Source organism: Enterococcus sp. FDAARGOS_553, from assembly GCF_003812305.1.
Taxonomy (GTDB): domain Bacteria; phylum Bacillota; class Bacilli; order Lactobacillales; family Enterococcaceae; genus Enterococcus_D; species Enterococcus_D gallinarum.
On sequence record NZ_CP033740.1, the window covers coordinates 3,107,367 to 3,125,493 of the forward strand.

An 18,127-nucleotide genomic window follows, 5' to 3' on the forward strand; every position below is an offset into this window, starting at 1 on the left:
CCTATCAATAATAGGATTCTGAATCTGTCTCTGAACTATCCGTCATACTATCTGAATAGCCATCACCAGTCGTTGCCGTATCTGTTGTATTACCGTAATAACCAGCATAGCCCATTTGTGAAGCAACGGTTTCTGCAAGCTTGGTATATTTTTCTTTCAAGTCTTTATTGCGAATTTTGCTGATGCTGTCAACGGCTGATAAGTAGTTCTCGTAGGTCACTGCATCCGTCACTTTATCGTCTTTGAGCATACGATCAAATTCTTTTTGCAGTTTTGTCACGCGATCAAGCTGCGCATCTGCAAAACCAAGGTATTCTTTCACTAACGCTGTCCATTTGTCATCCTCAAAAAAATTCAAGTTTTCACGAATGCTGCCAACGTCAGTCTCTTTCAGATCTTTTTTGATGATGACGTCATTTTCGGCTTTCTGCCAGTTGGAGACGCCTTTCTTGAAGAGCTTATCGGTTGCTTCTTGGATTTTTTGCTTTGCTTCGATATCCTTCAATTCATCGTCAATGGCTTGTTTCTGCTTTTGGATCTCTTTGGCATCTGCCGGCAATGCATTCTCTTCGATGCCGTATTCTTCACCAGATACTTTGATCATGGACAACTTTCCGACGAGCTGGCTGATATCATCAGCGGTGATGCCCGCTTTTAAGAATGTTCGATCCTCATTGAGATAAAGGCTTGCGACCTCCTTCTTCAATGATGCAATACTGTCGGTCTCACTGGCGATCGCAGTTTGCGCATATTCTACCCGCTGCTGGTATTGTCGCTGATTGTTCTGGCGATATCCAACCAAACAGATGGCAACGGATCCAACACCGACTGCCACAACGGTCAAAGTCTTAAGTAACGGCTTTCCCATGAACACACTCCCTAAATTATTTGTGCTTTATAAATTTATCTTTTCAATCAAGAAAAGCAAATTTGCTCAATTCTAGTTAATTATAAGAGAAAATTGAAATTAAATAAAGGTAATTTACCAAGTTTTTACATCATTAAGAACAATGTTTTTGCAAAAATTGTGATTTAACTTGAATAAAACAGCGATTTCTTTTATATAAAAAAACACTAAAAACTATATATTTTGTTATTTAATTTCTGACGATCAATTTTTTCATTAAAATAATTTCATTCTCTTTTTCATCTTTATTTAGGCATTCGTTAAGGTGTATCCCTTGTAATAAAACTAGCATCATGAACAACGAGAAAATCACGATTTTGTTTCTTAAAGGATTCTTGGATGTTTGCAATTATTTTTGAGTCTTTTTTCAATCTAGTAATTAAATAATTTAAATAGTTGAAAAAACCATTTTTTACTCATTTAATTTTCTATTTTTAAGTGCTCGCTTTGATCTGTTTTTATAAACCACCTTATTTTTCAATATTCTATTCTTTGAAATGGGAAGGTGTTTGTTCTTTTTCATCTGGTTTTTTGCCAATAAGTGACTGCAAAAGAATGGTTTATCGGCAATTCATGTCAATTTTTTCACCGCTTGATGAAATACGTGATTTGTTATTGCGATTCTAACTTCATTAAGATAGCTATAGACAGATTCAATTCTTTAATTGGAAAATGAAAGGAGCACACCAGTGAGAGAGCTTCAGATGAAATTCGTTACGAATACTGCAACGATCCGTTGGATGCGCATTCTCGACTTATTTGAGTTAGAGCCGCTTTGCTCTACTCGTGCACTGGCAAAGGCTTCCTCAAGTACGACGCGAACGATTGTGACTGATATCACAGACATGAAGTCCCATTTCAAGGATGCCCTCCATATCGATTCGTCCCACAAGGGTTATATTTTCACCGTATTGAACCCGGCGAAGTACCTCGCAGCGAAACGAGCACTGATTACTGACGAGATTCTTTTCCATATTGTCGAGAGTATTTTTCAGCATGAAGAAATGCGTTCTTCAGAATGGGCAGAAAGGTATCATATCTCTGAGAGTACGGTTCTTCGTTACTTGAGAAAAGTACAACCTGTTCTTCGCGACTACCACTTGCAGCTAGATTATAACCCAATCACATTCATTGGTGATGAAATGGATATCCGTAAATTTTTTCATGATTTTTATTATGAATCAGAAATCACGGCACACACGATCTTTCCCCCTATTGCGATTCACGACATCACCGTCAAAGCTTTTTCTGACTGCCAGCGAACCAACAAGCAAGCCTGCTCATTTGGAGAGCTCAATTATTATTTGTACATAACCCTTGAGCGCTATTGCGGGGGACACACAGTGAAACTACCAAAAAAAATCAGCAAACTGTTTTCAACTAAAGAAGATTTCAAAGAATTTGCGGAAATCAATCAGCATATCTTTGAACACTACCAACAAAGACTTCCCCAAGAAGAGATTCTCTATCTCTTTCTGTTGGTTTGGAGCCGGCGTTCGATTAATGACGTTACTGGTGAGGAAGTCTTCTGCCAAAAATACAATCAGTGGGCAGAAATCACTCAGCTGGCCAGTGATTTTGTAGCTACCTGTATTCCTGAAACCAAAAATTCCTCCCGCGATCATATCTTGATCGAATCTTTTTTTACCGTAGCCAAAATCAAACAGTTGCTCTCCCCTTTGTTGAATCATAATATTGCCGATGTCAATCTTTACGCCCAGCGCTTGTTTCCTGAGTCTTATCAAAAATGTCGGAATTTTCTCACAGAAAATCCATTAGCTGTTGCTACTTGGAATAAAAAGAGTTTATCCCATTTAAGTGCCAGTCTGACGATCTATTTGGAATCTATCAAATCGCTTTATTGGCATACCAAAAAAAATGTTGCTTTCTTATTTGAAGGCTCATATATTCTCTGTCAGTATTTAAAAAGCAAATCGATGCATTACTTGCATAGCTCAAAAAACTTTTTCTTTCCTGATTCAAATGAATTGTCACCTGATTATTTAATGATGAATCACATTGATCTCGTGGTAACAAATTACACAGAATATGTTTCCGATTATGCTAATGACATTGATTGTTTGATTTTTAAAACTTTCCCTGACAAAAATGACTGGAATAAGCTAGCCAAATGTCTCAATCCTCATATGAATGCTTAAGAGCACTTCCGATTATGACAGGGGAAGTGCTCTTAAGCGTCTATTGCTTCCCTAATTATAAGACAGCAACGCCCCTGAGAACGTATCAATACTCTTTTTTCTGGTTCTTTGATACAGTTTAGGTGTATTTAAGTCGAATCAAATTTGGGAGGATCTTTCATGGAGAAAATCATTCTGATCGGAAATGGGGATGTAGGTTCGAGTTACAGTTTTGCATTAGTCGCTCAAGGGATTGGCAATGAAATTGGTATTATTGATTTAGATAAGGCAAAAGCAGCGGGTGATATTCAGGATTTAAATCATGGCTTGGCATATGTTGGTCCAAAAACACTATACGTTGCTGATTATGAGGATTGTCGAGATGCAAATCTTGTAGTGATCACCGCTGGTGCAGCACAGCTGCCCCATGAAAAACGACTGGATTTGACGAAAAAGAATGCTCAGATCATGAAAAAGATCGTGAAATCTGTTATTGCTAGCGGTTTTCAAGGGATCTTCTTGATTGCTAGTAATCCAGTAGATGTTTTGACTCACTATGTCAAAAAAATCACTGGCTTTCCCGCTCACAAAGTGATTGGTTCTGGAACTTCTCTCGATAGTGCGCGCTTGATAGTGCGCGCTTGCGTAATGCGATTGGCGAGCAGTTGACCATTGATCCACGGGATATTCAGATTTACGTCTTAGGGGAACATGGTGATACCCAATTTCCAGTCTGGTCCCATGGCAATATTGGTGGCTTAAGTGTTCACGAGTGGCTGGAAAAACACCCAAGTTTTTCGGAGCAAGATCTCGGCCTGATTGCAGAAAAAGTGAAAAATGCCGCTTATGACATCATTGCTGCCAAAGGTTCGACACATTATGGGATAGCAATTTCGCTGGCTAGGATCACCCGCAGTATTTTAAACGATGAACATGCAGTTCTGCCGGTTTCTGTACACTTAGAGGGACAGTATCAAGCAACCGATGTCTGTATTAGTTCCCCTGCAATCGTCAATAGTCAAGGCATTCGCGAAATTATTGAAATGCCTCTCAATGAGTCCGAGCAACAACAAATGTACGATTCCATCCAAACATTGAAAACGATGCAGGCACAGTTGCAGGAATGAAACGAGCTTTTCTAGATGATGCTTTTACCCACTAAATAAAAAAGCGTATCTTGTCCACCATCAATCATGAATGATGGTAGGATTACAAGATACGCTTTTTCGTTTATTAGTCTAGAATCGTTACTTTTACTTGACGTCGGCCCCATTGCAGACATTTGGCTACATTATCAAAGTGGACATCAATGATATTTCCTTTGATCGCGCCTCCTGTATCTAGCGCTAGCGCCACGCCATATCCTTCAACATTCACCAAGGTACCTAATGGGATCACACTTGGATCGACTGCGACCGCCATTGGATTGCTGCGAAGATCTGTTCCGCTGGCAGTCAGGTGGCTAGCACCTTTCTCTGCATAAGAATATGCGGTTGATTCCATGATCATTGTCTTGCCGCTGGAAGGTGTGCTGCTACCCGAATTGTTGGAGCTGTTATTCGAGTTGTTTGAACTATTATTCGTCGAACTGCTGCTCGTATTGCTTGAAGCTGAATTGCTGCTTGAACTGCTGTTTGATTGCGCGCTCTCACTTGAAGATGACGACTCTTGACTTGAGCTTTCACTCGCTGCTTTTGCCGCTGCCTTCGCTTCTTTTTCTTTAGCTTCTTGTTCGGCCGCTTCTTTGGCTGCTCTTTCTTTGGCTGCTTTTTCAGCAGCTATCCGAGCTTCTTCTGCTTCTTTGCTGGAAGCAATCTTTGCTAAGGTCGATTCGTTTTCTTTCAACTGTGTCTGCAAGTTGGCGATCTTACTATCCAACTCTTGCGCCTGTGCTTCCAAAGAGGATTGATCCTGCTGTAAGGATTCTTTGGTAGACTCGGCTTTTTCTTGCAGAGACTCTAATTTTTCTTTTTCAGATGTCAACGAGTCGATTTTTTCTTTTTCTAGATTTTGGAGCATTGTCATGGCGTAAGCCCGGTTGATGAAATCTTGGATATTGGAAGATTCCAACAAGACTGTCCAATCTCTAGTTACTCCACCGTTGACCTGAATGTCTTTCATTCGTTCTGCAACTACAGCTTCACGTTTTTCAATCGTTTCTTGAGTTGCCTTTATTTCTTCTTTGGTTTGTGCCAACGTTTCTTCATTGTTAGCGATTTGTGCTTTTAATGCTTCAACCTCGCTGTATTTATTATTGACATCGGTCAAAGCGATTTGTACTTCTGTACTGATTTGCTGACTTTGCTGCATAACGGCACTTTCTTTCTCCTTCAATGATTCCAGAGATTCAGCCTGCGCAAAGATCGGCGAAACGATACCTGCCGCAAAGACTGCGACGACCATGGTACGTAATTTCTTTGCCTTCAAAAAAATTCCCTCACTTCTCACTAAGGTTTCCAACGCTTATTATTATACAAATTCTGGGGGCAAGATATATTGCAACTCTTTTACAATTTATTACAATTTTTAGCCAAAGTGGGAGAAATAAGAGTCTATTAAAAAATAATTCACGTGAAAGTGGGAAATCAGAGCCTTGAAAAGGCTTTTTTTATTGTAATACTTTTGTAATATTACTCTCTCTTCTTACGTAATTCTTCCACAAACCGCCTTAAGTCTTGAACATTGGTAATCTCATTGATTTGCAGTTTTTGAAAGTTTTTTAAAAGTCTTCGCTGATGAAAATTCAGCTTCGGTAACGTTTCACGCAATTGCTGCCAATCGATTGGCAGTTCAGAAATACGTTCCTGCCAATTGTTTTTCTTTTGTTCCAAACTTTCTGATAAAGTGGCTTTCTGCTGTTCAATAGCACGGTCCAGTCGTTGAACCGTTCGTTGAAAAGCAGCAAGATTAGCCAATGTATAGCCCATATCCAACGACATCGCCATCAACAATCCAACAGGTAGATAAAAACTGAATCTTTCAGCCAACATTTGGACAATGATCAACATTTGCGGATGAACAATGCGGACGATCAAGACACAGCAAATGCCCCAAAAGATTGAAATTGGGACAGCCACGCGACCATTGATATTCAAAAAAACATTGTGGTAATCCCACCATGAAGCATGAAACAGTTTTTCTAATAAAAAGCTCGTCACGTACTCTAATAAGGTCACTAAAACAGCTGCTGCAAAAAAGAGCAGCAGCAATTGGTTATGTAACGGTCGCAGTAAATACAAGACACCTAAAATTCCAAAGCCATAAATAGGAGTGATCGGTCCTACCAAAAATCCTCGATAAACAAAATGTCTGGCTTTTATCGAGCAGTAAACCGTTTCCCACAGCCACCCCACAAAAGAATACAAGAAAAACAGCAAAACGATCTGAGTAAATTCAGTCATGGAAATCTCTCCTAACGAATGGTAAATAACTATTTTTGGAAAAGCATTATAAAAGAGCATTATAATAGTAGAAAACTTTTCTTTCTTATTCCAGTATACGCTTCGTTTGTCGGTAAAGAAAAGATTTGCGTTAATCTGATCGAGTCATCTGCCCTTTCCAAAAAGGATCGAGGGATGTCCTGTATCTGTTAAATTGTAACCGCACAATTCTTTTGTATAGGTGCTATGATCTAGTTCGATATTCTCGATGATTTCTTCCTCTGAAAAACCTTGGAAATCAAATTCGCTGATATAGCTTCGCAAAAGGACCAATTTGGCATCGAGTAAGATGATTTGTTGTACACTTGTCCAGAAATCTTCCTCAGATTCTTCGCGAACAATTCTTTCTACTTCTGCTTCCGTCACTTGCCAGTATCTATGGACCAATGGCAGACGTTCCTTCATCACTGCAAAATCAATATTCCCACGCATCTTTCGCAAATACTCTTTGACATCTGGATAAAACATCCACTCACCTCTGTTTTCTAGCATTTCCCTGCTTAGGAGACTATCAATGGATAATCGACAGCTAACAAAAAGTTCTGATTGCCAATGACAGCACAAGTGTACCTTTCCGACAATAATCATCCTGAGCAGCGAGGGATGCATTCACTTTTTATATAGCATAGCAAATGATTTGTGGGTTTTATAATCAATTTTTGCATCATGTAAGGAAAAATGTGTACAATCTCCTATACTATCCAGACTTAGCCAGCAGATAAACGAAACTTGAATTTTTAAAATTCGATAAACTACTTTCAATAGTGCTCATTTAGAAAGATTCTTCTATTCCGACAATAATCATCCTGAGCAGCGAGGGATGCATTCACTTTTTATATAGCATAGCAAATGATTTGTGGGTTTTATAATCAATTTTTGCATCATGTAAGGAAAAATGTGTACAATCTCCTATACTATCCAGACTTAGCCAGCAGATAAACGAAACTTGAATTTTTAAAATTCGATAAACTACTTTCAATAGTGCTCATTTAGAAAGATTCTTCTATTGCCTTATTTACGAGCTTATTATAGGATAAATAAAATAAGTTTTTTAAAAAAACTAGAAGGAGTAAAAAAATGAAAAAGCACATGGTTTTAGGTTTAGTTGGGTTTGGGTTATTTTTAGCAGGATGTACAGAAAAACCATCGGGATCGGTTGATTCTTCCACAAAAGAAAAAGAGCGTACACAATTTTCTTCCACTGTAGGATCTTCTGAAACAGCCAGCACTGGCACTTCAGAAAATGTGATTCCTGTTGAGAAGCAGACGATCACTGGTGTAAGCGGTTATTCCTATTCGCTGGAACTGCCGACAAATTGGCAAACTGTAGCCGATTTTGAGTCACTAAATCCAGATAATGATTTTATGCTTTCTGATTCGTTACAAACAAAATTTCTGGCGGCTGTTGTGGAGTCTAAACAAGACTTTGCAGATTTCGACAGTTATCTTGCATTGGTTCAAGACAGTTTAGCATCGAATTTTGGTACCAACGCGACATTTTTACCGGTTCCTGGTACTCAAACCCAAATGGTTGATTTTGCTGCAACTGTAGAAGGGTTGAACATACATTACTTATATTATGTAACAGAAACCGACAATAATTATGTTCAATTATATGGTTGGACCTTAGCAAGTCTTTTTGATTCCTCAAAAGATGAACTAACAAAGATCATGGATAGTTTCCAAGAGAGCCCTCAATAAAGGCATGATTGCAGAACAGCCGTTGCTTTAAACTCAAACGAACAAAAGAAGGAGACCAACACAAAAATTGTGCGGTCTCCTTCCTTCGTTTGGAAATTATTTACATCTGATTTTTTTCTCATATTTCTTTTATCTGGCAGCTATTCGAATATTGCCCTCTTGTGCTTTCATCATTGTACTTTCATCTTAATGTTTCTATCTAGTGCCTATTATTAGGGTCATTTGCTGACGATCAATCGTTGTCCCACAAAAATCAATGAGCCGCTGATATTGTTCCATTGCATCAGCTGATTGATTGAGACCCCATAGCTCTGTGCAATTCCCCATAAGGTATCTCCTGATTTTACGGTATATGTCTTAGAACTAGAGGTACTGCTGACTTCTTTCACATAGGCACCACTGACCCAGCCTTTGCCTTCCACCCGATACCAGGTACTATTGCCATTAACACTGGTTCCTTGTTTTTGGGCCACTGCCTTAAAAGTCGCATTGTTGGCTAATGACCCTACGACACTGGCACTGGTTGATGGATTGGAACGGATATTCAAAACTGCGGTGGTTTTGAATTGCTTGTTGATGGTTTGCTCTGAATTATTACTGTTATTGTTGGACCCTGCCTCAGTAACATACGCGGCGCTGACCCAGCCTTTGCCTTCCACCCGATACCAAGTACTGTTGCCATTAACACTGGTTCCTTGTTTTTGGGCCACTGCCTTGAAGGTCGTATTATTGGCTAATGACCCTACGACACTGGCACTGGTTGAAGCATCTGAACGAATATTCAGCGCTGCCGTGGTTTTGAATTGCTTGTTGATCGTTTGCTCTGAATTATTGCTGTTATTGTTGGATCCTACTTCCGTCACATACGCAGCGCTGACCCAGCCTTTGCCTTCCACCCGATACCAAGTACTGTTGCCATTAACACTGGTTCCTTGTTTTTGGTCTACTGCTTTGAAGGTCGTATTATTGGCTAATGACCCCACTACACTGGCACTGGTTGAAGCATCTGAACGAATATTCAGCGCTGCCATGGTCTTGAATTGCTTATTGATCGTTTGTTCTGAATTATTGGTGTTGTTGCCATTCCCGCTGCCGCCACCGGTCGCGGAATCAAATTGTGTCAAATTGTAGGTTTCGATCAAATTATTCAGCTTGCCGGCATAAGTCGTATCTGTCGCATACCTTCCTTGAAGCCATTGTGTGGCATCACGATAGGAAGAGGTATTGGATTTCCAAGCCCCACTGTAAAAATAAACGCCTGGTGAAAAAGAAGTCGTTTTTAAGACATGGGCATTATCTTCAAATGATTCCTTTAAAGACGGATATTTGCGGAATTTTGCAACGATCTCATAAAGATTGCCGTTGCCATCATCTTCCATTGTTCGCATCTCAACATATTGACCATTGTATGAACCTTTGATCCCAAACATATTGTTTGCTTGCGTCGTAAGTGTGGATTGTCCCCATCCTGATTCAAGGATCGCTTGTGCCATCATGACGGAGGCATAAAGATCGTTGACACTTGCTACTTGTTGCGCCATTGGTCCTACTTGCTGGATGAAGGCTTGTTGTGTATTAGATCTTGCCATCACACGATCGATATTAGGCATAATCTTTGTTTCTAATGCAATTCGCTCTGCCTCTGACAACATTGGGATCTCACTTGACGATTCTGCAGAATCAGCGTCACTGGCAGGCTCCGTTCCTAGAGGTTCTTCTGAAGACTCGCTGGTTGCTGACTCACTTGATGATACTGTGGAATCTGTGTCCTCAGTCAACGATGTTTCGGTTCCAGTATCCTCGGTGGTTGTTGCTTGACTCGCTTGTGATTCATTTACTAAATCGTGTAAATCGGCTGTATCATCCGACGAAGCTACCGTAGGCTGTTCAACCACTTGTACACCCGTGTCATTCGATTCTTCAACAGAAGTTGCGAGCACACTAACCGGTACTAAATTCAGCGAACTAACGAGAGCGGTAGTGGTAGCTGCTCCTTTTCGGTACAATTGACTGCGTTTTTGCCGTTGCAACTCTTTGTGGATTTGTTTTCTGCTTTTCATTTTTCTCTCCTTCTACTAGCGCTGATTCATTCTGCCCATTGGGTCCAATGAGAATCAGTCCACTGGATCAAGTGTTTATAAAGATAAAATAATTAATTGACTCTAACTGCAAAGCTCGGAGTGTAGTATGCTGTATTCCCCACAGAAACTGTCTGTCCTGGACGAGGGGCATGAATGTACTGGTTGCCTCCTAAAGAGATGGCTACATGGTGGGTACTGCCGGCAGCACCCCAGAACAGTAAGTCACCAGCTTGCGCTTGACTAACAGAAATCATTGTACCAGCAGTTTCTTGCGGTACTGTCCAGCCACCGATATCTTTTCCGGTTACTTGTAAATAGACATAACGGGTAAATCCTGAACAGTCAAAACTATCTGGTCCTTTTGCTCCCCAGACATACGGCTTATTGAGATGATGGTAAGCTTCTGCTACGATCGCAGCTCCAACGTTCCCAATTGGCGCAGATGGTGTCGGAGGTGCAGGCTCAGAGCTAGGAGCAGGCTGAGGAGCAGGATTTCTGCTGCTTTCCGTACTTGCTGCCGTCGAAGAAGAATCTGGAGTAGTTACGGGGCTTGTTTCATTATTTGTTGGTGTTTCTTGGATATCCCCTTGAACATCAGTGGATTCTCCTTGAGCAGAACGTTCGGTTTCAGAAGAATCAGCTTCAGAAATCGAAGAATTTTCAGAAGACTTGGTAGTCGTTGGTATGAGCTGATCTTCAGCTGCTGCCTGCTGTCTTGCTGCGACCCGCTCTGATTCTTCTCTTATTCGAGTTTGTTCTGCCTCATAGGCTTCTTTTTGAGCGAGCAATGCTTCCTTTTCACTTTCTTTATTTGCTTGCCGTAAAGAAAGGTTTGTCTGCAAGACATTCAGATCTGCTTGCTTGGACGCCAGCTTCCTTTTTGGGCTTCCAGCTGGCCTTGCATTTGCTGCATTTCCGCCATTTTGGTTTCTGCTTCATTTTTCTTTGTCTTAACAGCTGCTTGGTCCGCTTGTTGCTGTTGGATCATCTGATTATTGGCATTGACGATCGTCGTCATTCCGTGGAACCGCTGAACAAAGTCACCGAAAGATTCGGAATCCAAAAGCACGGAAATAAAGCGATCACTTTTCCCATTGACTTGAGTGTCTCGTGCTTGATTCTGGATCGCTACTTGTCGTTTCTCGATCCGTGCTTCCAAATCAGTCACTTCTTTTTCTAAATCATTGATTTCATTCCCTAGTTTTTTCTGCTGAGCGATTAATTCAGCTGCTTGTTCATTGATGTCAGACACTTCATTTGTTAACTGATCTATTTGTGTCTGCACCGATTGATGCTGTTGTTTCAATTCAGCTACTTCGTTATTTTTTTGCTGAATTAATTGATCGTAATCATCGGCGAACACGGCGGTTGGGATGACAGGACTTGTCAGCGCTATTGCACAAATGCACAAAGATGATGCAAGTTTCTTTTTCATTTTCTCCTCCAATTCGTCAATTTTGATCATCAAATTACATTTATTTGACATTTATCATTTTAACATACTCCTATTCACAACCCAATTGATTTCCCGTTTACATTTTCATTACAAGTGAAATCACTTGTTTTTTAATTCTCGATAGTTTCTTAAAAAACACTCAACCTTCCATTATGATCACTTTTCGAAAAGACATCTAAGTTGGTGAGTTTATGAAATCAAGCAGTATCTGTAAGATACAAACCGTTCTTGATTTCAAAAAGATTACAAAGCCGTAGAAAAAAAGCCGTAGAAAAAAGCCGTAACAAAAGAATTCACTACAAAAAAGTCCAGAGATCGTTCGATCTCAATCGAACTTGAGAAAGGCTATTTCTCCATTTTTTGTATTATCTTCTATCACAGCTTCTAAAATCTTTTATTGGTACGGCAACAGTGTTCGCATCACTTGAATTTGATGATCGATTTGTTCTTCTTGAATATGACCCGTCAAAGCTAAAATACCCAGACCTTCTATAACAAACATATAGTTTTCCGCGATTGCTTCCAGATTCCGATCGGCAATCACACCTTGCGCGACCCCAACTTGAAAAATCTCTTGGATCGTGCGTTTCGTCTCAGTCAACTGCGTTTGCTGCAACGAACTCGTCTCAACTGACTTATGCGTATAATAATACTCATACGTCGCTCGCAGCATGCTGTCGGATATGCTATGAAGCAATCGGTATTTATGATCTTCAAAATATTTCGTCAAGATAGTCTCGAAAGAAGCATTTGCTTTGATCATTGCTCGAACTTCATTAAACCGTCGTTGCGAACGTTGTTGCAGCACTTCTAAGAAAATCGCATCCACCGATTGAAAGTACAGATAGATCCCGCCGCGACTGATGCCGCATTCTTCGATGATGTCTTGCATCGTCGCATCGATCAATCCTTTCTTGCTGAATACTACTTTGGCACTTTCCAAAATCGCTTCTCGTTTTTGCCGTTTTTTTTCTTCGATCGGCTTTTTCATGCTTCCACCTCACTTTATTAATGACACCTGTGTCATTTTATTGTATAATCATCCTAACATAAAAATGACACGAGTGTCATTCTATAAGAAAGGGTGTTTTCTCATGAACACAAAAAACAAAACGTATCGTTTAGTGATCCGTGCAATTCTAACCGCAATCATTATTTTACAAACGATGGTGCCTTTCCTTGGCTTTATTCCTATCGGCATCACTAGTCTGACGATCATTCATATCACGGTCATTGTTGCTGCCATTGTTTTAGGAACGAAAGATGGGATGTTTATCGGCTTGGTTTGGGGGATTTTCACGATTATTCGGGCATTCACTTCCCCTACGACCCCTTTGGATATCACAGTATTCACTAATCCGATCATCTCAGTCCTGCCAAGGGTCTTAGTAGGTCTCGTCGCTGGTATATTGTTTACTTGGCTCTATCGTAAAACAAAGAAAGTCGTCCTTGCTTCTATTGTTGCAGCCATCTTTGGTACCCTTACCAACACGGTTCTCGTGTTAACGTTGATGGGAACCCTGTACACTAGTTTGGTGGCCACTACCTATGGTGTTGATGCTTCCGCTTTGTTTGTCACATTAGGAGCTATTGCAGTGACTAACGGCGTTTCTGAAGTGATCACAGCAGTGATCCTGACACCAATATTAGTCAAAGCGCTTTTCGCAGCCACCAGTTTACGTCCAGAAAACCGCTGAGTAAAAGTCCGATTCTTTTAGGTTTGTATCGTTAGCTTTATCCTATCATTTTTTACGACAAGTGCAAACTTGTCCTCTCATTTAACAAATGAAATCAACAAAAAAACCTCTCACTAGCAACGGTTCCATCATTTAATGGAACACATAACTGTGAGAGGTCATTTTGATTATCTTTCAAAAATCAGAAAAAAGTTGCTATCAATGCAAGGATTGCTAAACCGCCTTGTGTCAATATAATTTTTTTGTCACTAGTGATGCTGCCATACAGAGCAACTAAAATGATATAAATCAAAATCAGGCGACTCAATTCGACAGGAGAAGCGGAAAGAAACACGCTATAGAGCAAGCCGATGCCGATTAACCCATTATAGATTCCTTGATTTTTGAACAATGTATTCAGTGAAGGGCGTTCTAATTCTTCTTTTGATAAATTGAAAACCCGTTGTGTTCTCTTTGAAGTAGTCGCAAAAGTTTCCAAATACATGATAAATAGAAATTCAAGTGCAACGAACATGATTAAACCTATAGTAATAGTGGACATTTTGCTTCCTCCTTTTTTAAATCTGGTTTTCTTTATTATAAAGTAAACCAAGCAATCTTCCGTCCTTCATGCTTCTAGCGAACACAAAGACAAACGGAAGACCACATAGAAAGTAAGAGTAGATTTATTTAAATGTCGTGATTTTTTCTGCATCCAAACGAATGGATTCATAGCCTAATTCTTCAGCTTTACCAATTGATAGAATCATAACTGGAACGTAGCGTTCTGGATCGACATCAAAAGCCTCTGCTAATTGGTCTGCTTCAAAGCCACCAATTGGATTCGTTTCGTAGCCATGGGCACGCGCGACTAACATCAGCTGCATTGCCGCTAAGCTGGCGTCAACTTTTACGATGGAGGTCATTTGATCTTTCGTGAAGCTCTTGTAGTAAGGAATGATCGTAGCCAATTGTTGGTCTCTGACTTCTGCCGGCATTTTTCCTGCTTCAACTGCTTGATTGTAAATTTCTTCCCCGTATTCATAACAAGCTAAATCACCAAAAATCAAGATCATGGCTGCCGATGTGTCGTTTTGGCGTGTGTTGAAGCGGATCAGTGGTTTTAGTTTTGCTTTTTGCTCAGCACTTTCAACAACAACGAAACGCCATGGTTGCATGTTAACAGATGAGGGGGCAGTCGTTGCTTCTTGAATCATCGTTAACATTTCCTCATGAGAGATTTTGACCGTCTCATCATAGACACGGACGGATTTTCTTCCAAAAGTGATAGCTGAAAAATCGTTGTTTACTCTATTGGTTGACATATTAGTAGCCTCTTTCATTTCATTAATTTATTCAACAACTGCAAAAACGCAGCTGCTTCTTCTTCGGTCAGCGATAGGGCGAATGCTTCCTTCTCTTGGTGTTTCTCGCAAGCAGACAGCTCTTGTTTGGCTTTAGGTGTTATTTCCACAAAGACTTCACGATTGTTGTCTTTGTTCCTTTCCCGCACTACATAATTCTTTTGTTCTAAAATTTTTAGATGTCTTGTAACTGCTGCACTATCAATCTTCAATTCAGTCTGTAACTCAGATTGCGAACAACGGCCATTTTCATTAATGAACATCAGCAATTCATATCGGGTCAGACTGAACCCGGTGCTTTTTTCAAAAGTTGTCGTCAATTCTTGATTGGCAATTTTCAACTGATAAAGCAGGCGGCTGATTTCTCTTAGCTGCATGGAATACTCCTCTCTAATAATTGACTCATCAATCGTTGACTCGTCAATAATAACTTTTTTTCTTGCTTTTGTAAATAATTTCCTGCGATAGACAAAAAGCAAACAAAAAAACCAACATCATCGTTGGTTTTCTTGCTGTTTTTTTCACTTCAACTGAAAGGCTTTTTTTAATCCCATTACAACCAGTGTGGAAAGACTAGCCGCTAAGAAAATGATTCCCCATGTGCCAACTTGCAATGGTGAAGTCCCTAATAATTCATTCATGAAAGGGAGATAAACAGCTGACAACTGCAATCCCATCGAAAGGATCAGTGCGCCGATCAACGGTTTATTCTTGAAGAAAGACTTGTCTAATCCAAATCCGCCTTGCTTGCGAACATTAAAAATATGCATCAGTTGTGCGATCGCCATAAAGGTAAACGTAGCGGTCTGGGCATAAGCTAATTCATGATTTGTTTGTATCAAAAAACTAAAAAAACCAAATGCCGTCAATCCGATCACTATCCCGCTTAAAATAATTCGACCTAAGAATCGTTTATTGACCAAACTGTCTTCTTTGGAACGAGGCTGACGTTTCATCAGGTCCTCTTCTGCAGGTTCAAAGGCCAACGCCATCGCAGGAGCGATATCGATCACTAGATTCAAGAACAAAATATGCAGCGGTTGAATCGGCATGGGAAGAAGAAAAATGACACTTAGAAAGATTGTCACGATTTCGACCATATTACAAGAAAAAAGGAAAGAAACGTATTTTTTGATATTGTCAAAGATGATTCTTCCTTCTTTGATTGCGTCGACGATCGTCCCAAAGCGATCATCAGTCAAGATCATATCAGAAGATTCCTTAGCTACTTCCGTGCCGCGAATGCCCATCGCGATCCCAATATCGGCACCATTAAGAGCAGGAGCGTCATTCACGCCATCACCGGTCATCGACACGATCTCTCCTTCTTCCCGCAGTGCTTTGACTAGTTGAAGTTTATTTTCCGGCGAAACCCGAGCAAATACAGCCACTTCTTCGATCCGTTCATTAAACGCTTCTTTACCTGCCAAGGCGTCGATCTCTTTTCCCGTCATCGTCTTATCAAAATCGATCAAACCAATTTCTTGTGCGATCATGGAGGCAGTTTGCGGGTGATCACCTGTGATCATTTTGACACGAATCCCCGCTTCTTGAGCGACTTTGACAGCTTCTTTAACATCTGTTCGTGGGGGATCAATGATGCCAACAAAACCTTGGATCTCTAAATTATCCAATGATTCTGTCAGCTCAGACTCCGACAAACCACCCTGATAGTTACTGATTTGTGCCACCGCAATCACTCGTTGCCCATTGGAAGCTAGTGTATGATTGATGTCTTTCAACTGCTCTTTCACAGACGGATCGACGGCAGCTTTCTCGATCAAAACATCCGGTGCACCTTTCATGATCAACGTTCGCTGTTCTTTTTCATAGACGGTGATCATAAATTTGTTTTCTGAGTCAAAAGGAAGCTCAGCGATTTTTTCAATGCCTTGATCCATCAGTGTTTGACGATCGATGCCTTCTTTTTTTCCTAATACAACAAACGCTCCATCGGTTGGATCTCCTAGGACCTCAAACTGGCCATCCGTTTCTTTCAAAGAAGCGGACGTACATAGTGCACCGTTTTCAATCATCGCTTGAAGTGCTGGCTCTTCATTAACTGAGATTTCTTGTCCTTCTTTATGGAAGCTCCCCGTCGGTTCGTACCCATTACCGGTCACAGTGTATTGCTCTCCATTACTTAGAATGATCTCAGCGATCGTCATCTGATTTTCTGTCAATGTCCCGGTTTTATCACTGGCAATGATACTCGTAGCGCCCAAAGTCTCAACCGCTGAGAGGTTTTTGACTAATGCTTTGTGTTCAGCCATGATCCGCATGCCGCGAGAAAGAGTAATGGTTGAGACAGCGGGCATCGCTTCTGGAATGGCTGCTACTGCAAGGATAATCGAGATATGCAGCATTTCTACCAAAGGCTGATCCGTTAGAAGACCTGCAATTAGGACCGTCACGGCGGCAAAGAGTGCCGCAATAATGATAGCTTTCCCTAATTTATCCAGCTCGATATCCAAAGGCGTTTTCGCGCTTTTGTTTCCAGTCAGCATATCGCTGATTTTTCCGACTTCCGTTTTCATCCCGGTGGCTGTAACGACGGCATAGCCATTTCCTCTTGTCACTGCTGTTCCTGCAAAAACAACATTGCGGCGATCACCTAAAGGGACGTCTTCATCATATTGTTCTGCCGCATTTTTTTCGACAGCTTCGGACTCGCCCGTCAATGCGGACTCAATACAGGCTAAATTGCGGCTTTCCAGCAAACGTGCATCGGCAGCGATCGCATCACCTTCTGCCAAAACGAGAATATCCCCTGGAACGATCGCAGCAGATTCGACTTCCATCACTTGCCCATCACGAATCACTTTTGCGGTAGTGTAAATCATTTCCTGAAGGGAATCAATTGACTTCTGTGCACGCAACTCTGTCACAAAACCAGTCATCACGGCAATTACCACCGCAATCAACACAGCAATTCCTTCTATCGTTTCTCCCATCGCAAAAGAGAGCAATGCGGCGGCTAGTAATAAATAAACGATCAGATTATTTAAATTGTGCCATAACAATTTCCAAGGGGAGGTCGATTCTTGTTGCTGAATCGTATTTTCACCATAGGTATCTAGCGCCTCTTTTGCGCCTTGCTTACTAAGCCCTTTCGTCTGATCTGAATGAAAGTATTCAAGTGTTTCTGTCGGTGTTCGCTGATAAAAATTTTCCATCTATTCTCCTCCTTGTATAAGTATCTTCTATGTCTATAGCTCTGTTTTTATAGTGAGATTTTGTCCATGACAAATTATGGCTTCAAGTAAAGTTGTGTCACTTGTGCTTGGAGTCAGGGCGTATGATTGACAAAACGGAAAAATCAAGCAAGGATTGCTTCTTTCGTATGTTGTGAGGGTGTCTGTAA

13 protein-coding genes and 2 pseudogenes are annotated in these 18,127 nt (G+C 40.7%); 4 read left to right on the plus strand and 11 right to left on the minus strand.

What is annotated here, in order from left to right:
- Positions 1-4: 4 nt before the first annotated feature.
- The gene (locus EGX73_RS15360) at positions 5-868 is read right to left on the minus strand and encodes a hypothetical protein (RefSeq protein ID WP_123867064.1); all 864 of its coding nucleotides are present in this window, start codon (positions 866-868) and stop codon (positions 5-7) included.
- Between the two features lie 728 nt (positions 869-1,596).
- Here EGX73_RS15360 and EGX73_RS15365 point away from each other — a divergent pair.
- Together EGX73_RS15365 and EGX73_RS15370 are read left to right on the plus strand one after the other, a co-directional pair.
- The gene (locus EGX73_RS15365) at positions 1,597-3,066 is read left to right on the plus strand and encodes a helix-turn-helix domain-containing protein (RefSeq protein ID WP_029486610.1); all 1,470 of its coding nucleotides are present in this window, start codon (positions 1,597-1,599) and stop codon (positions 3,064-3,066) included.
- A gap of 159 nt (positions 3,067-3,225) precedes the next feature.
- Positions 3,226-4,172, plus strand: a pseudogene (locus tag EGX73_RS15370) (L-lactate dehydrogenase).
- A gap of 106 nt (positions 4,173-4,278) precedes the next feature.
- Here EGX73_RS15370 and EGX73_RS15375 read toward each other — a convergent pair.
- From EGX73_RS15375 to EGX73_RS15385, 3 genes are all read right to left on the minus strand, one after another.
- The gene (locus EGX73_RS15375; RefSeq protein WP_029486609.1) at positions 4,279-5,472 is read right to left on the minus strand and encodes a 3D domain-containing protein; all 1,194 of its coding nucleotides are present in this window, start codon (positions 5,470-5,472) and stop codon (positions 4,279-4,281) included.
- Between the two features lie 203 nt (positions 5,473-5,675).
- The gene (locus tag EGX73_RS15380) at positions 5,676-6,446 is read right to left on the minus strand and encodes a membrane protein (protein WP_005470945.1); all 771 of its coding nucleotides are present in this window, start codon (positions 6,444-6,446) and stop codon (positions 5,676-5,678) included.
- Between the two features lie 144 nt (positions 6,447-6,590).
- On the minus strand, positions 6,591-6,953 hold the full coding sequence (locus EGX73_RS15385) for a hypothetical protein (protein ID WP_005470943.1): 363 nt from the start codon (positions 6,951-6,953) through the stop codon (positions 6,591-6,593).
- A 609-nt stretch (positions 6,954-7,562) separates the two neighbouring features.
- Here EGX73_RS15385 and EGX73_RS15390 point away from each other — a divergent pair.
- Positions 7,563-8,186 carry a hypothetical protein gene (locus tag EGX73_RS15390; protein WP_096710668.1) on the plus strand — a complete coding sequence of 208 codons (624 nt, stop codon included), beginning with the start codon at positions 7,563-7,565 and terminating at the stop codon, positions 8,184-8,186.
- Between the two features lie 218 nt (positions 8,187-8,404).
- Here EGX73_RS15390 and EGX73_RS15395 read toward each other — a convergent pair whose 3' ends face one another.
- The 3 genes and pseudogenes from EGX73_RS15395 to EGX73_RS15410 form a co-directional block, all read right to left on the minus strand.
- Positions 8,405-10,246, minus strand: coding sequence for a glucosaminidase domain-containing protein (locus tag EGX73_RS15395; RefSeq protein WP_123867065.1), 1,842 nt, complete (start codon positions 10,244-10,246; stop codon positions 8,405-8,407).
- A 92-nt stretch (positions 10,247-10,338) separates the two neighbouring features.
- Positions 10,339-11,702, minus strand: a pseudogene (locus EGX73_RS16035) (NlpC/P60 family protein).
- A gap of 415 nt (positions 11,703-12,117) precedes the next feature.
- Positions 12,118-12,714, minus strand: a complete 597-nt coding sequence (locus tag EGX73_RS15410; protein ID WP_003126028.1) for a TetR/AcrR family transcriptional regulator — start codon at positions 12,712-12,714, stop codon at positions 12,118-12,120.
- A gap of 103 nt (positions 12,715-12,817) precedes the next feature.
- On the opposite strand from EGX73_RS15410, the gene EGX73_RS15415 reads away from it, so the two are divergent.
- Positions 12,818-13,420: an ECF transporter S component gene (locus tag EGX73_RS15415; protein ID WP_003126027.1), complete on the plus strand. Its 603-nt coding sequence runs from the start codon at positions 12,818-12,820 to the stop codon at positions 13,418-13,420.
- A gap of 181 nt (positions 13,421-13,601) precedes the next feature.
- On the opposite strand, the gene EGX73_RS15420 is transcribed toward EGX73_RS15415, so the two are convergent.
- The 4 genes from EGX73_RS15420 to EGX73_RS15435 form a co-directional block, all read right to left on the minus strand.
- Positions 13,602-13,961, minus strand: coding sequence for a DUF1304 domain-containing protein (locus tag EGX73_RS15420; protein ID WP_003126026.1), 360 nt, complete (start codon positions 13,959-13,961; stop codon positions 13,602-13,604).
- Positions 13,962-14,085: 124 nt separating this feature from the next.
- Positions 14,086-14,724, minus strand: a complete 639-nt coding sequence (locus tag EGX73_RS15425; RefSeq protein WP_021150054.1) for a nitroreductase family protein — start codon at positions 14,722-14,724, stop codon at positions 14,086-14,088.
- Between the two features lie 14 nt (positions 14,725-14,738).
- Positions 14,739-15,140: a MarR family winged helix-turn-helix transcriptional regulator gene (locus EGX73_RS15430; RefSeq protein ID WP_005470921.1), complete on the minus strand. Its 402-nt coding sequence runs from the start codon at positions 15,138-15,140 to the stop codon at positions 14,739-14,741.
- Between the two features lie 144 nt (positions 15,141-15,284).
- On the minus strand, positions 15,285-17,939 hold the full coding sequence (locus EGX73_RS15435) for an HAD-IC family P-type ATPase (protein WP_123867068.1): 2,655 nt from the start codon (positions 17,937-17,939) through the stop codon (positions 15,285-15,287).
- Positions 17,940-18,127: the final 188 nt, after the last annotated feature.

Excerpts from the sequence above, each read along its gene's own strand:
- EGX73_RS15360 (WP_123867064.1), bottom strand. The coding sequence starts at position 868 with ATGGGAAAGCCGTTACTTAAGACTTTGACCGTTGTGGCAGTCGGTGTT.
- EGX73_RS15380 (WP_005470945.1), bottom strand. The coding sequence starts at position 6,446 with ATGACTGAATTTACTCAGATCGTTTTGCTGTTTTTCTTGTATTCTTTT.
- EGX73_RS15385 (WP_005470943.1), bottom strand. The coding sequence starts at position 6,953 with ATGTTTTATCCAGATGTCAAAGAGTATTTGCGAAAGATGCGTGGGAAT.
- EGX73_RS15390 (WP_096710668.1), top strand. The coding sequence starts at position 7,563 with ATGAAAAAGCACATGGTTTTAGGTTTAGTTGGGTTTGGGTTATTTTTA.
- EGX73_RS15395 (WP_123867065.1), bottom strand. The coding sequence starts at position 10,246 with ATGAAAAGCAGAAAACAAATCCACAAAGAGTTGCAACGGCAAAAACGC.
- EGX73_RS15410 (WP_003126028.1), bottom strand. The coding sequence starts at position 12,714 with ATGAAAAAGCCGATCGAAGAAAAAAAACGGCAAAAACGAGAAGCGATT.
- EGX73_RS15415 (WP_003126027.1), top strand. The coding sequence starts at position 12,818 with ATGAACACAAAAAACAAAACGTATCGTTTAGTGATCCGTGCAATTCTA.
- EGX73_RS15420 (WP_003126026.1), bottom strand. The coding sequence starts at position 13,961 with ATGTCCACTATTACTATAGGTTTAATCATGTTCGTTGCACTTGAATTT.
- EGX73_RS15425 (WP_021150054.1), bottom strand. The coding sequence starts at position 14,724 with ATGTCAACCAATAGAGTAAACAACGATTTTTCAGCTATCACTTTTGGA.
- EGX73_RS15430 (WP_005470921.1), bottom strand. The coding sequence starts at position 15,140 with ATGCAGCTAAGAGAAATCAGCCGCCTGCTTTATCAGTTGAAAATTGCC.
- EGX73_RS15435 (WP_123867068.1), bottom strand. The coding sequence starts at position 17,939 with ATGGAAAATTTTTATCAGCGAACACCGACAGAAACACTTGAATACTTT.